The sequence below is a fragment of the Tsukamurella soli genome (genome assembly GCF_039541155.1).
GTDB lineage: Bacteria > Actinomycetota > Actinomycetes > Mycobacteriales > Mycobacteriaceae > Tsukamurella > Tsukamurella soli.
In genome coordinates, this window is the sequence record NZ_BAABFR010000006.1 from 45,040 (window position 1) to 58,032 (window position 12,993).

Sequence of the window (12,993 nt, forward strand, 5' to 3'; positions counted from 1 at the left end):
GCCATGAATGAGTTCGTGACCCTCGAGACCTCCGACGAGCACCCCGGCGTGGGCACCATCCGGCTGGCCCGGCCGCCGATGAACGCCCTCAACCGGCAGCTGCAGTCCGAGCTGGTCGAGGTGTCGCGTGAGGCGAACTCGCGGGCCGACATCAAGGCCGTCATCGTGTACGGCGGCGAGAAGGTGTTCGCCGCCGGCGCCGACATCAAGGAGATGCAGGGCATGTCCTACGCGGACATGAGCGGTGCGGCCCAGGAACTGCAGTACGGCATCGCCGCGCCCGCCCTGATCCAGAAGCCGACGGTGGCCGCGATCACCGGCTACGCACTGGGTGGCGGCCTCGAGCTCGCGCTCGCGTGCGACCGGCGGATCGCCGGGGACAACGTGAAGGTGGGTACCCCCGAGGTGCTGCTCGGCGTGATTCCGGGCGGCGGCGGTACCCAGCGCCTGGCGCGGTTGGTGGGCCCCGCGAAGGCCAAGGACATCGTGTTCACCGGCCGGTTCGTGGGCGCCGAGGAGGCCCTGTCGATCGGGCTGGTCGACGAGGTCGTGGCGCCCGACCAGGTGTACTACGCGGCGCTGACCTGGGCGAAGAAGTTCACCGGCGGCGCGTCGCAGGCGATCCGTGCTGCCAAGCTGGCGATCGATCAAGGGCTCGAGGTGGACCTCGAGAACGGACTGGCGATCGAGCGTCACTTGTTCGCGGGTCTCTTCGCCACCGACGACCGCGTCATCGGCATGACCTCGTTCATCGAGAACGGACCCGGGAAGGCGAAGTTCACCGGGCGGTAAGGTTGGCCTCTATGACCGACGAACAACCGGCACCCAACCCGCACGCGAGCGCGGACGAGGTCGCGGCGGCGTACCAGGACACCAAGCTCGCGCAGGTCCTCTACCACGACTGGGAGGCCGAGACCTACGACGACAAGTGGCACATCAGCTACGACGAGCGGTGCATCACGTACGCGCGCGACCGGTTCGTGGGAGCCGTAGGAGCCGATAACGAGGAGCCGTACGAACGCGCGCTGGAGTTGGGCTGCGGCACCGGCTTCTTCCTGCTGAACCTCATGCAGGGCGGGATCGCCAAGAAGGGGTCGGTCACCGACCTCTCGCCGGGCATGGTCAAGGTGGCGCTGCGCAACGGCGAGGGCCTCGGGCTCGACGTCGACGGGCGCGTGGCCGACGCCGAGACCATCCCGTACGAGGACGACACCTTCGACCTCGTCGTCGGGCACGCGGTGCTGCACCACATCCCCGATGTGGAGCAGTCCCTGCGCGAGGTGCTGCGCGTCCTCAAGCCGGGCGGCCGGTTCGTCTTCGCGGGCGAGCCCACCACCGTGGGCGACTTCTACGCCCGGTGGCTGGGGCGGATCACGTGGGAGATCACCACCAACGTCACCCGCCTGCCGTTCCTGCGGGAGTGGCGCCGGCCGCAGGCCGAGCTGGACGAGTCGTCGCGCGCGGCGGCGCTGGAGGCCGTGGTCGACATCCACACCTTCGACCCGGACCGGATGGAGGCCATGGCCCGGCGCGCCGGCGCGGTGGACGCGAGGGTGACCACCGAGGAGTTCTCGGCGGCGTTCCTCGGCTGGCCGGTGCGCACCTTCGAGGCCGCGGTCCCCGAGGGCAAGCTCGGCTTCGGCTGGGCCGGATTCGCGTACGGCGGCTGGAAGACGCTTTCGGCGCTCGACGAGAACGTGCTGCGGCGCGTCGTGCCCCGCCGGTTCTTCTACAACCTGGCCGTCACCGGCACCAAGCCCGCGTAGGGCATGGACGCCGGTGACCTGGCGTTCCTCACATCCTCGGCGGGCCAGCGGGCGGCCCACGATGCGGCCGCCCGTTCCCTGTCCGATCGGACCCTGCTCGCAGACGTCGCTGCGTTGCGCCGGGCGCACGGCGAGGGCGCCCGTGCGGCCGTCGAACTGGTGCGGGCCCGGCGGCGCGCCGTCGGCAAGCTCGACGACCCCGAGACCTGGCTGCTGGACTCGGAATCGCTGCAGCAGGCGACCCCATCGGCCGTCGCCATGCACCGGGCGGACCGCCTGGCGGGGCTGTCGGTGCACGACGTGACCTGCTCCGTCGGAGCGGAGCTGCGCGCCCTGCTGGCCCGCTGCCCGGCGGTCCTCGGCAGCGACCTGGACCCGATCCGGGCGGCGATCGCCGGCCGGAACTGCCCGGGCGCGTTGGTCTTCCGGGCCGATGCTCTCGCCCCGTCGTCGACCGCCGAGGTCGTGATCGCCGACCCCGCCCGCCGGGCCGGTGGACGGCGCATCGTCGACCCCGAGCAGATGCTGCCGCCGTTGAGCGCCTTGCTCGACGCCTATCGCGGCCGCTCCCTGGCAGTCAAGACCGCACCCGGCATCGACTACGAGAGGCTGTATCGAAACGGCTGCGGCGATGTGGATTTCGGAGGCGAGGTCGAGTTGGTCTCCCTCGACGGGGGAGTGCGCGAGGCGTGCCTGTGGGCGGGGCCGATCGCCGCGTGCGGGCTGCGTAGGGCGACGGTGCTGGGCGGCAACGGTTTCGAGATCACCTCGGCAGAGCCCGACGACGTGCCGGTCGCCCCGGCCGGACGGTTCCTGATCGAGCCCGACGGTGCCGTGATCCGCGCGGGCCTGGTGCGGCACTACGGATTCCGGCACGGCCTGTGGCAGCTCGACCCCCGGATCGCCTATCTGTCCGGCGACTCGGTGCCGGCGGGTGTCCGCGGCTTCGCGGTGCTCGACGAGCTGAAGTACTCCGAGAAGGCGCTGCGCGCGGCGCTGCGGGCGCGCGGCGCCGGCACCGTCGAGATCCTCACGCGGGGCGCCGCAATCGATCCGGACGTGCTGCGTAGGCGACTGAAACTCGATGGGGGAGAGGCATATTCGGTTGTCATCGCGCGGATCGGCCGCGGCGTGACGGCGTGGGTCTGCCGCCCCACCCGCGCCGAGCGGCTGTACGCGTAGGCGAGGCCGGTGCGTAGCGCCGGCCCGTCGGTCCGACGCGCCTCAGAGGTAGGTGCGGTCAGCCACCACGAGGCAGCGCCCCAGAGGTCGCGTGCGGCGTCGATCATGGCGTTGGACGTCGGGCGACCACCGGTCGTACCCGGTGCCGCTGTATGTCGAACTGGAACGCCGGGTAGAGGAATCGCCGCGCCGTGTGCAGTCCGATGACGGTCCCCTCGTGCCGCAGCTGACCCACTGTGTTGCGGCCGGCCGTCGATCCGAGGGCCCGGTCGACCTCGATACAGGTGAGCGTCGGGAAGGCGGTCAGGATGAAGGCCCTCGTCCCGGTGACGGCGACTGGTTGCCGCTGTCCGGCGAGCAGGGGTCGTGGGACAGGCCGCTCGACAGACGTCGACGGACGGACTTCTCCCGCCGGCCGTGCCTGCGGGAGAAGTCGATGGTGCGCAGGTGTCCGGTGACTAGGTGATCGAAGGGTGAGCTCGGGGCGCCGAGGTCGGAGCTCGGTACGGTGTCGACACCGGCCCGTCCCGCTACTGGCGGGATGCGTCGGCCGACTCGGTGTCGGGGTCGATCGTGTCGGCCCGCGCGAACTCGCGGTTCACCTCGGTCCGCGAGGCGACCGCCTGACCACGTTGTTCGGCTGCGCGGTGGGCCAGGCCCGACGCCTCCGCGGCCCCTCACGTCGGCTTGTGCCGGGGCGGCCCGGGCCCGGGCTGCGGTCTCGGTGGCGAGGGCTTCGCGCCGCGCCACCAGGTGCGCTTGCCCGCCGGCCCGCTCGCGGATCTCGGTGGCCTCGACCCGGTGGTGTTCTGCGCGTCTGCGTCGGGTCACCGCGGGGTCGGCGATGAGTGCGGCGACCACCACCACCGCGATCGCAACGATGAGGATTATGGAAGTGGTAGCAATTATGGCTCCTTAGACATGTCTGGAGCAGGCATCTTCGGCGTCACAGCGGGCGCCGGTGATTGCTGATGATCGTTATCGGCTGGGTTGCGGCATGCTGGGATGCGGGATATCGCAACCCGCCACCTTGGGGTTGGTGCCCATGTAGTTCAACGGCCCCGCGATCACTGTCATCGCGGTGGTGGCACTACTGGCACAGTTCTGCGCGGCATGTGTGAAATATCCACGTTGGCCGGCGGCGATCGCGCCGATGATCAGCCAGGCGAGCACCAGTACCGATATCACCCCGATCACATTCCTTCCCGCATAGCCGCCTCGGCGGCCATACCCCCCGCCTCCGTAGCCCATCCCACGACTGTTTTCATAACGCATTTCTATTTCCTAACTTCTGCTGTGCGCTGATGTCGTCCGGTGGGCGGCACGCAGTGGATCCAGCGGTGGGGTCTGGGATCAGTAGTAGTGTCGGCGCCCGCCGACGGCGTGGCCGAACGAGCCCAGTGCCAGCAGGACCAGACCGATGATCAGGGCGACGATCCCAATGGTCCAGACGATCGCTATCTTGAACACGAATCCGACGATGAGGAGTATTATTCCGAGGACGATCATGGTGACTCCATTTCAGTGTCTGTACATGATTGGTTGAAGAATGAATGATGATCGCGGACGCGGCCTCGATCGGTCAGTGTGTGAAGGCACCCCCTTCGTCGAACTCCGTCGAACGATTGCGATGTGAACCTCCGGACCGGGTGACCGGCCGGATATGGGCGCAGTCTCAGCCGCGGCCCGCGCCCCGTGCCGCTCGTCGTCGTGCGAGACCCTCGTAAAACGATGCGCTATAGGTATTATTCAACGCTTGTCCGCAGCGCATGTCAACACTGTTGGTCAACGGTGATGCTTAACGCTGTTGACAAGCAGATGGTGTGCGGACTGCGACGACGACGGTATCGAGCGAAGAGGCGGAATCCCAAGCGGAAGAACGCGTTACGGGACGGCGCGCCCAGCCGACGTCTAGTCGAACCGCTGGGCGCTCTGCACCAGTCGGGCGATGATGCGGTCGTTCTCCGGCGCCGGGGCGGCTGGGTGCGGCGTCCGACGGCGGCTGTACGCGTAGGCGAGGCCGTTGCGTGGATCGGCGAAGGCCTGCTGACCGCCCGCGCCGCTGTGCCCGAACGCGCCCTGCGCGAGCACCGGATACACCTCGGAGGTGGCGTGGAAGCCCACCGCGAACGACTTGTGCTGGCGGAGGACCATGTCGTGGCCCGTCGACTGGATCTGGCCGAATGTCGCGGCGGTGTCGGGCGTGAGCAGGGGTGCGGCGCCGCAGACGGCGCCGATGGCCACCGCGTACATCCTCGCCAGGCCGCGCGCGGACGCGACCGCACCGAACGACGCGGGGCCCATCCGCCGGACCACCGCGATGTTCGGCAGCTGCCACACCGGCGGATTGTCCGGGTGGTTGCGGTTGAAGGCGATGCCGTTGATGCTGTTCGGTGGGGTCAGCGCGGCTGTCGCCGCCGCGAGCCGCTCCGGTGTCTGTACCGGCGGCTCCGCGGACAAGAACAGGTGCTCCTTGTCTTCGGGCAGGCCGAAGTACAGGTCGACGCCGTGCGGCACCCGGATCCGCTCGGTGAAGTGTTCGCCGATGGTCTTCCCGGTGGCACGCCGCACGACCTCGCCGGTGAGGGCGGCGATGACCAGTGCGTGGTAGCCGAAGGTGCTACCCGGCCGCCAGTACGGGCGCTGCGCGCCCAACCGCTGCGCCACGACGTGGTCGTCGGCGAGCTGCGCCACGGTGAATCCGCCGTCGGCGCCGACCAGCCCCGAGCGGTGGGACATGAGCTCGCGCAGCGATAGATCGTCCTTGCCATGCACGGCGAACTCCGGCCAGTAGTGGCACACCCGTTGATCGAGATCGAGCACACCGTCCTGCACCAGCGTGGCGACGACCAGGTGGGCCGCGCCCTTGCCGGCCGAGTAGATACCGAGCAGCGAATCGCCGGTGACCTCCGGTCCGCACCACAAGTCGACGACCGGTCGACCGTGGTGGTAGGCAACCAGTTGGGCGGACAGCCCGCCCACCCCTTCGCTTGCGGCCGCCGCCGCGAATTCCTCACGTACCGAGTCGAACCCGGCCTCCACCGTGCCGTTGACGACGTTCCCATCGGTCATCTCGCCCTCCACAGGGTCGGCCGCTGCGGCGGATGTGCCGGCAGCGATGCTCTTCCTGCAGCGTAGGTATTTATCATCCAATGGTCAATAAATGTGTGTCCAGAGCTTCGTATAGTCGCAGCCATGGCAGACGACGGGCGGGTCAGGCGCGGGCGCGGTCGTCCCACCCAGATCAGCCGCGAGCGCATCGTCGATGCGGCGTTCGCGGCCGAGAACCTCGATGCGCTGACGATGCGCGACCTCGCGGCTCGGCTCGGCGTCACACACAGCGCCCTGTACTGGTGGGTCCGTGACCGCGACGAGCTCTTCGACCTGGTCAACGAGGTGATGATCGAGCGGGTCCTCGGCGCGGCCGGCACCCGCAGCCCGCGGCGATGGCGGAGCTGGCTCGCCGCCGTCGGCTGGGCGATGCACGATCAATACCTAGCGGCCCCGGGGTATGCCACCCACCTGTCGCGACCGCACCGCCACACACCCGGTGCCTTCGAGCGGATGCGGGGCGAGATGGTCGCGGCGTTCATCGACGCGGGAGTGGGCGACGAGCTGGCGGAGCAGAGCTGGTACATCTTCATCAGCTCGATGGTCGGTTGGCTTGCCGGCCATGAGAACCCGCTGCAGCTGGGGGCCGCGGAACCCCGGTTCGACCTGTTCCTCGAGGCTCTGCTGCGCGGCCTGCCGGCCCGTGAGCCGCGGGCGCCCAGACCTGCACGCGGCGGATAGCCGCTGCGGGCCGCGGCGGCGCCGGCAATCTGAGTTATTGGTTACTAGTTACTAACTAGTGTCGTGTAGCATCCCTGGCATGATGAGCGACGGACGGCGCCTTGATCGCGGCGGACCGAGTCGCACTGCGCTGGCGACGGCATACGGACGTGCGTATCACCAGGTCGCCGACGATCCTCGCATCCTCACCGACCCGGTGGTGGCATCGCTGCTCGGTGTCACCACCGACGAGCTGGCCGACCGGGCGGCGCCGACCGAGGATCGACCCGGTAGCGGCGCCACGTATCGGCCGCGCCGTCTGTTCTTCGCCGCTCGTGCACGGTTCGCCGAAGATCGGATAGCGGCGGTTGCTGCTGTGGGCGTACGGCAGGTCGTGATCCTAGGGGCGGGGTTGGACACCTTCGCCTATCGCAATCCGCACCCCGGTCTGCGGGTCTTCGAAGTGGACCATCCCGCCACCCAGGCATGGAAACGTGATCGCCTCGCCGAGTCCGGGATCGAGATCCCGCAGTCACTGACCTTTGTCCCCGTGGATTTCGAAACCGATACTCTGGCAACGGGATTAGCGTCTGCCGGATTCAGTCGCACTGATCCGGCGGTGTTCGTCTGGCTTGGCGTGGTGTTCTATCTGACCCCGGTCGCCGTGCGAACGACGTTGAGCTACATCGCCACCCAGGCTCAGCCGAGTGAGGTGGTCTTCGACTACCTGCAACCGGCAGAGGACGACGAGGAGCGTGAGCAGCTACAGGAACGCGAAGCCCGCGTGGCCGCCGCCGGTGAGCCCTGGTTGAGCTACTTCGCACCGACCGACATCGCTGCGCAGCTCCGCGCACTGGGGCTGACGGTGATCGAGGACCACTCCGCTGCGCAGCTCATCGACGGTTTCATCGACGGACCAGCGGAATTCCAGAACGAGACCCCCCACGCGCTACGCGCGAGCCGCATCCTCCGCGCCGGCGGCCAGTGACTGCTGCGCACTGCCGACCGGCGAGTCGCGCGGGTTCCGACGTGCGTCGCGGAATGAACCGTGCGGTCATCGGTTCGTCTCGGAGGTGATGTGCGCGAACAATCCGGACTGGACCCGGGTACGGACGCCATCGGCCCACGCCGCATCGACGTGCTCGACGTCCATCGCGGCAGTGGCGTTGAGGAGCATCCCGAACGCGAGGAAGGACTTCACGGTCAGCGGCTCGAGCCCGGTACCGCCCTCGGTCGTGTCCCACAGCCGTGCGAAGCACGCGCGCACCGCGTCCCCGACCTCCGGGTCCCCGCATGCGGCGAAGCCCTGAAGCTGCAACAGCAATCCGGTCTGGTCGGCAAGCGAGTCGAAGTACCGGGTACCCATCGCCGAGAGCGCCTCCAGGCCGGATCTCCCTTCGCCCGCGTCTCGCATCGCGTCGCTGAGTCGTTCGAACGCCCCTCGGACCAGCTCTAGGAACAGGGCCTTCTTCGTTCCGAACATCCGGAAGACGTACGCCTGCGTGATTCCCGCTTCTCTCGCTATCGCCTCGGTCGAGGCCCCGTGCAGCCCGTGTGCGGCGAACTCCCGAGCTGCGATGTCCCGCACCTGGGCTCGCCGTGCGGTCCCGCTCATCCGTTCAGCCATGCCGACAAGTTACCAATTAATAACTACCAAACAGATATGACACCGGTCGCCCGCTACAGATCGTCGTCGTTTCCGGTCACCGGGGCAGCGTGAGCACCCGGGCACCGTCGTCGGTGATCGCGACGGTGTGCTCGCTGTGCGAGGTGCGCGAGCCGTCGGCGGAGCGGATGGTCCAGCCGTCGTCGTCGAAGACGATCCTGTCCGTGGTGGCGCACAGCCACGGCTCGAGCGCGAAGGTCATGCCGGGCACCAGCTTCAGCCCGCGGCCCGGCCGCCCGTTGTTCGGCACGTGCGGGTCCTCGTGCATCGTGTGGCCCAGGCCGTGGCCCCCGAACTGCAGGTTCACGGTGTAGCCCGCAGCCTCGGCGACCCGGCCGATCGCGTGCGACACGTCGCCCAGCCGGTTCCCGGGCCGCGCGGCGGCGATGGCCGCGTCCAGTGCGGCCTCGGTGGTCGCGATGAGCCGGGCGTCCTCGGGCCGCGGGGTGCCGACGATGACGGTGCGCGCCGCGTCGGCGACCCATCCGTCGATCGACACGGCGATGTCCACGGACAGCACGTCGCTGTCGGCGAGCACGTGATCGCGCGGAAGCCCGTGCAGGCAGGCGTCGTTGACCGACAGGCAGGTGACGTTGCGGAACGGGCCGCTGCCGAACGACGGCGCGTAGTCCCAGTAGCACGACTCGGCGCCGCGGGCCGCGATCATCCCGCGCGCGTGGTCCTCGAGGTCGAGGACGTTGACGCCCACCTTCGCCCGCGAGGTGAGAGCGTCGAGCAGCTCGGCGATGAAAGCACCGGTGGTGCGCATCTTCTCGATCTCGGCGGCGGTCTTCAGCTCCATCACGGTATTTTTATACCAGACTGGGTATGGTGGATCGCATGATGGTGCGCAAGCCCCTGACCGACGAGCAGATCGAGGCCGGCCGCCGCCTCGGCGGCGAGCTGCGGCGAACTCGCGGCGAGCGGTCGCTCGACGACGTCGCGCGGGCGGCGGCGATCTCCCCGGAGACGCTGCGCAAGATCGAGGCCGGCCGCCTGCCGTCCCCGGCGTTCGGCACCGTCGTCGCCCTGGCCGCGGCCCTCGGGATCTCGGTCGACGCGCTGGCGCAGGAGTACTCGCGCAGCGTCCCCGCGTAATGCCGTCGCACACCCTGACCAGCGCATCGCGCACGCATCGCTTCGGTCTCGAATTCTCGGGCCGGCGGCTGTCAGGCCTTCGGCGGCGCCTCCGTGCCGAGGCTCTCGGGCCGGATCGACCGTTCACCCGCGACCTGCTCGGCGAGCTTGCCGAGCCGCTCCTGCTGGTCCTCGGTGAGCCGGATCCCGACGGCGCCGGCGTTCTCCCGCACGTACTCCGGGTGTCGCGTGCCGGGGATGGGGATCACGTCGTCGCCCCGGCCCAGCAGCCACGCGAGCGCGACCTGCGAGGGTCGGACCCCGAGTGCGGCGGCCAGGGCGGAGACCTCCTCCGCGAGGGCGTGGTTGGTGGCGAAGTTCTCCTCGGCGAAGCGGGGATGCGCGGTGCGCTGGCCGCTGACGTCGCCCCGGGAGTGGACCGCGCCGGTGAGCCAGGCCCGCCCGAGGGGCGAGTACGGAACCAGCGCGATGCCGAGCTCGCGCGCGACGGGGACGGTATCGGTCTCGATGTCGCGGGTGAACACCGACCACTCGCTCTGGATCGCGGCGATCGGGTGCACCGCGTGCGCGCGGCGGATCGTCTGCGGACCGGGCTCGGACAGGCCGAGGTGCAGGACCTTACCCGCCGCCACCAGCTCGGCGAGCGCGCCGACGGTGTCCTCGATCGGCACCGTCGGGTCCACGCGATGCTGGTAGTAGAGGTCGACGTGGTCGACGCCCAGCCGGCGCAGCGACGCCTCGATGGCGGTGCGGATGTACTCCGGGCGGCCGTCGATCCGACGGTGACCGGGATTCGAGTCCCGGTCGAGGGCGTTGCCGAATTTGGTGGCGAGCACGACCCGATCGCGACGACCCCGGATGGCGCGGCCGAGCAGGATCTCGCTGTGCTCGGGGCCGTACACGTCGGCGGTGTCGAAGAAGGTGATGCCGGAGTCCAGCGCCGCGTCGACCACAGCGGTCGCCTGCCGCTGATCGTCCGGCCCCGAGCCGGTACGAAAGCTCATGAACCCCAGCCCGATCGGTGATACCAGGGGGCCGCTCGCGCCCAGTCGCCGCTGCTGTGCGGTCTCAGTCATGTGGTGCTCTCCTCGCGTGTCGATGTGCCCCAGGGGCTACGCCCCCACACACTCTCCGCCGTCCCGCGCAGCGGAACCAGGCACCGGCGCTACGGGATTCCTTCAGATCTTCTTACCGCGGCCCGGTGGCTCAGGTGGCCGGGAGCTTCACAGATCATGTAGCGGCGGTTGCTTGTTCGCGCGCCGATATGGCCGCACTGTCGGGGGATGACTATCCCGAACGAACGACCGCCGGTCCTGGTCGTGATATCCAGGGCGGCACTCGCCGAACTCCTCGCGCCGCAGCACGCGGCGGAACTTCCCAGGTCGGCGCAGCGACTGGAGGCGGTGGCGGACGCGGTGGTCCTCGGCGCGGACCTCGTCTTCGACGCACGGCCGCACGTGTCGGCCGACGGTATCGACCCCACGGTCGCCGCGATCACCCTGGCGCATCACACCGTCGACCTCGGCCTGATCGTCGCCGCCTCGCCGCAGCGCGACCATCCGTACAACCTCGCCCGGCGGCTGGCCACCATCGACCACGCGTCCGGCGGCCGCGCGGGCGTGCTCCTCGTGCCCCGCGATCCGCACGCGAGCCCCGGGTCGCCCTGGACCCGGGCCGCGCCCGACGAGGCCGCCGCAGACGCGGCCCGGGTGCTGCGCGAGCTGTGGCGCAGCTTCCCCGTCGACGCGATCGTCGCCGATCGCGCCACGGGCGTGTTCGCCGAATCGCACCGGATCGTCGCGATCGACCACCGCGGTGCGTTCGATGTCGACGGCCCGTTCCAGGTGCCGTGGAGCCCGCAGATCTGGCCGCCGGTGCTCGCCTGGAACGACGGGCCCGACGGTGCCGCGCTGGCCGCGGTCGCGGACGTGGTGGTCCGCCCCGGGGAGGGCCGCTTCGTGCTGCACCGGGTGAATGATCCGGAATCGCTGCGCCGCCTGGTGCGGGACGCCCCGGCGACGGGTGAGCCCTCCGGCCGCTCCCTGCGGGCTCGGCTCGGCCTGTCCACCGTCGAGCCGCCCACCGGCGGGCGGCGGGTCTTCCGCGACCCCGCGGCGCACACGGACCAGACGGCGACCGTGCCGGCAGACACTCGGAAGGCAGGGGCATCCCATGGCAACTGAAGCGCAGCGACACGTGATCCTGAACGTCAACGTCCTCGACGTCGGGATCACCCACGACGCCTGGCGGCACAACGACCTGGATGGGCTGGCGTTCGTCGACATCGAGTATTTCAAGACCGTCGGCCGGATCGCCGAGCGGGGGACGCTCGACGCGTTCTTCCTCGCGGACGGCCCGGGGCTGCGTGAGGATCCGCGCTACAAGCCGTCGCGCAGCCTGGAACCCACTCTGATCCTCGCCGCGGTGGCGGCGGCGACGGAGAACCTCGGCCTGATCGGCACGGCGTCGTCGACGTTCAACGACCCGTGGGAGTTGGCGTACCGGTTCCTCTCGCTCGACTACGTCTCGGGTGGGCGGGCGGCGTGGAACGTGGTCACGACCTACAGCCCGGACGTCGCCGGGAACTTCGGGCTCTCCGAGCTTCCGGACCGGGATACCCGGTATCGGCGCGCGGGAGAGTTCGTCGAGGTGGTGCAGGGGCTGTGGCGTTCGGCGCTCGGGGGGCCCGCGGTGGATCACCACGGCGAGTTCTTCGACGTCACCGGGCGACTCCCGGTTCGCGCGTCGGCGCAGGGGTATCCGCTGCTGGTGCAGGCCGGCGGCTCCCCGGCGGGCCGGGAGCTCGCCGGGCGGGAGGCGAACGCCGTCTTCTCCGCCGAGCTGAGCCTGCGCGCCGGCGTCGAGCACTACGACCACGTGAAGGCCGTCGCCGCGGCGGCGGGCCGCGATCCGGCGGACGTGCGGATCCTGCCCGGCCTGATCACCACGATCGGCAGCACAGAGCAGGAGGCGCTCCGCCGCCACGCGGAGACGGAGGCCACCGCGCCCGACGGCTTCCCGCTGTCGCGACTCGAGACGCTGCTGGGGGTGGCGCCGGGCGAGCTCGACGTGGACAGCCCACTGCCGCAACGGGTTCTGGCGGACCCACCGGACCCGGCGCGGTTCGGTGCGTCGCTCGGCTTCCGCGAGTCGGTGGTGCGCCTCGCGCAGGAGGAGAAGCCGACGGTACGCGCGCTGCTGGGGCGCCTCGCGGGTGCCGGCGGCCACCGCAAGGTGACCGGGACGCCGGAGCAGGTCGCCGACACCATCGAGCGGTGGTTCCGCGCCGGTGCGGCCGACGGCTTCAACCTGATGCCGGACCGCTTCCCCGATGGTCTCGACGTCTTCGTCGACCACGTGGTGCCGATCCTGCGCGAGCGGGGCCTGTTCCGCCGCGAGTACTCGGAGCGGACCCTCCGTGGTCGACTGGGCATCCCGGTCGGGGTGACCGGCGCTGCGGCTGCGGCGTCCTGAGCCGCTCCGGTCGACGGCGAGCGCGGTCCCCGGAGA

14 protein-coding genes are annotated in these 12,993 nt (G+C 70.0%); 8 read left to right on the forward strand and 6 right to left on the reverse strand.

The genetic code is table 11. From position 1 onward, the window contains the following. Positions 1-3 precede the first annotated feature (3 nt). From ABD908_RS03220 to ABD908_RS03230, 3 genes are read left to right on the forward strand one after another with little or no spacing between them, the layout of a single operon-like run. Entirely contained in the window at positions 4-792 is a 789-nt protein-coding gene (locus ABD908_RS03220) for an enoyl-CoA hydratase/isomerase family protein (protein WP_344990761.1), read from the forward strand. An 11-nt stretch (positions 793-803) separates the two neighbouring features. Next, entirely contained in the window at positions 804-1,766 is a 963-nt protein-coding gene (locus ABD908_RS03225) for a class I SAM-dependent methyltransferase (protein ID WP_344990764.1), read from the forward strand. Positions 1,767-1,769: 3 nt separating this feature from the next. Further along, entirely contained in the window at positions 1,770-2,948 is a 1,179-nt protein-coding gene (locus ABD908_RS03230) for a THUMP-like domain-containing protein (RefSeq protein ID WP_344990767.1), read from the forward strand. A 978-nt stretch (positions 2,949-3,926) separates the two neighbouring features. Here the strand turns inward: ABD908_RS03230 and ABD908_RS03235 are convergent. The 3 genes from ABD908_RS03235 to ABD908_RS03245 all read right to left on the reverse strand — a co-directional run bounded on the left by ABD908_RS03235 (position 3,927) and on the right by ABD908_RS03245 (position 6,020). After that, on the reverse strand, positions 3,927-4,145 hold the full coding sequence (locus ABD908_RS03235; protein WP_344990874.1) for a hypothetical protein: 219 nt from the start codon (positions 4,143-4,145) through the stop codon (positions 3,927-3,929). A 156-nt stretch (positions 4,146-4,301) separates the two neighbouring features. After that, positions 4,302-4,457, reverse strand: coding sequence for a DUF6131 family protein (locus tag ABD908_RS03240; protein WP_344990770.1), 156 nt, complete (start codon positions 4,455-4,457; stop codon positions 4,302-4,304). Between the two features lie 402 nt (positions 4,458-4,859). Then, the gene (locus ABD908_RS03245) at positions 4,860-6,020 is read right to left on the reverse strand and encodes a serine hydrolase domain-containing protein (RefSeq protein WP_344990773.1); all 1,161 of its coding nucleotides are present in this window, start codon (positions 6,018-6,020) and stop codon (positions 4,860-4,862) included. A 123-nt stretch (positions 6,021-6,143) separates the two neighbouring features. On the opposite strand from ABD908_RS03245, the gene ABD908_RS03250 reads away from it, so the two are divergent. Both ABD908_RS03250 and ABD908_RS03255 read left to right on the forward strand, forming a co-directional pair. After that, entirely contained in the window at positions 6,144-6,740 is a 597-nt protein-coding gene (locus tag ABD908_RS03250; protein WP_344990776.1) for a TetR/AcrR family transcriptional regulator, read from the forward strand. Positions 6,741-6,822: 82 nt separating this feature from the next. Then, complete coding sequence (locus ABD908_RS03255) at positions 6,823-7,707, forward strand: class I SAM-dependent methyltransferase (RefSeq protein ID WP_344990877.1); 885 nt, start codon at positions 6,823-6,825, stop codon at positions 7,705-7,707. Between the two features lie 66 nt (positions 7,708-7,773). Here the strand turns inward: ABD908_RS03255 and ABD908_RS03260 are convergent, their stop codons facing one another. Further along, positions 7,774-8,346, reverse strand: coding sequence for a TetR/AcrR family transcriptional regulator (locus ABD908_RS03260; protein ID WP_344990779.1), 573 nt, complete (start codon positions 8,344-8,346; stop codon positions 7,774-7,776). Positions 8,347-8,422: 76 nt separating this feature from the next. After that, positions 8,423-9,190, reverse strand: coding sequence for a type I methionyl aminopeptidase (map, locus tag ABD908_RS03265; RefSeq protein WP_344990782.1), 768 nt, complete (start codon positions 9,188-9,190; stop codon positions 8,423-8,425). 38 nt (positions 9,191-9,228) lie between these two features. Here map and ABD908_RS03270 point away from each other — a divergent pair, with 38 nt between their 5' ends. After that, on the forward strand, positions 9,229-9,483 hold the full coding sequence (locus tag ABD908_RS03270; RefSeq protein WP_344990880.1) for a helix-turn-helix domain-containing protein: 255 nt from the start codon (positions 9,229-9,231) through the stop codon (positions 9,481-9,483). 71 nt (positions 9,484-9,554) lie between these two features. Here the strand turns inward: ABD908_RS03270 and ABD908_RS03275 are convergent, their stop codons facing one another. After that, positions 9,555-10,559 carry an aldo/keto reductase gene (locus tag ABD908_RS03275; RefSeq protein WP_344990785.1) on the reverse strand — a complete coding sequence of 335 codons (1,005 nt, stop codon included), beginning with the start codon at positions 10,557-10,559 and terminating at the stop codon, positions 9,555-9,557. A 207-nt stretch (positions 10,560-10,766) separates the two neighbouring features. On the opposite strand from ABD908_RS03275, the gene ABD908_RS03280 reads away from it, so the two are divergent. Together ABD908_RS03280 and ABD908_RS03285 are read left to right on the forward strand one after the other, a co-directional pair. Continuing rightward, complete coding sequence (locus tag ABD908_RS03280; RefSeq protein WP_344990788.1) at positions 10,767-11,666, forward strand: LLM class flavin-dependent oxidoreductase; 900 nt, start codon at positions 10,767-10,769, stop codon at positions 11,664-11,666. Further along, a complete protein-coding gene (locus tag ABD908_RS03285; protein WP_344990792.1) occupies positions 11,656-12,957 on the forward strand; it encodes an LLM class flavin-dependent oxidoreductase in 1,302 nt (433 codons plus the stop codon). Before ABD908_RS03280 ends, ABD908_RS03285 begins: the two co-directional genes overlap by 11 nt. The last annotated feature ends 36 nt before the right edge of the window (positions 12,958-12,993 follow it).

Coding starts and splice junctions, on each gene's coding strand:
- ABD908_RS03220 (WP_344990761.1), top strand. CDS start 4: ATGAATGAGTTCGTGACCCTCGAGACCTCCGACGAGCACCCCGGCGTG.
- ABD908_RS03225 (WP_344990764.1), top strand. CDS start 804: ATGACCGACGAACAACCGGCACCCAACCCGCACGCGAGCGCGGACGAG.
- ABD908_RS03230 (WP_344990767.1), top strand. CDS start 1,770: ATGGACGCCGGTGACCTGGCGTTCCTCACATCCTCGGCGGGCCAGCGG.
- ABD908_RS03240 (WP_344990770.1), bottom strand. CDS start 4,457: ATGATCGTCCTCGGAATAATACTCCTCATCGTCGGATTCGTGTTCAAG.
- ABD908_RS03245 (WP_344990773.1), bottom strand. CDS start 6,020: ATGACCGATGGGAACGTCGTCAACGGCACGGTGGAGGCCGGGTTCGAC.
- ABD908_RS03250 (WP_344990776.1), top strand. CDS start 6,144: ATGGCAGACGACGGGCGGGTCAGGCGCGGGCGCGGTCGTCCCACCCAG.
- ABD908_RS03255 (WP_344990877.1), top strand. CDS start 6,823: ATGAGCGACGGACGGCGCCTTGATCGCGGCGGACCGAGTCGCACTGCG.
- ABD908_RS03260 (WP_344990779.1), bottom strand. CDS start 8,346: ATGGCTGAACGGATGAGCGGGACCGCACGGCGAGCCCAGGTGCGGGAC.
- ABD908_RS03270 (WP_344990880.1), top strand. CDS start 9,229: ATGGTGCGCAAGCCCCTGACCGACGAGCAGATCGAGGCCGGCCGCCGC.
- ABD908_RS03275 (WP_344990785.1), bottom strand. CDS start 10,559: ATGACTGAGACCGCACAGCAGCGGCGACTGGGCGCGAGCGGCCCCCTG.
- ABD908_RS03280 (WP_344990788.1), top strand. CDS start 10,767: ATGACTATCCCGAACGAACGACCGCCGGTCCTGGTCGTGATATCCAGG.
- ABD908_RS03285 (WP_344990792.1), top strand. CDS start 11,656: ATGGCAACTGAAGCGCAGCGACACGTGATCCTGAACGTCAACGTCCTC.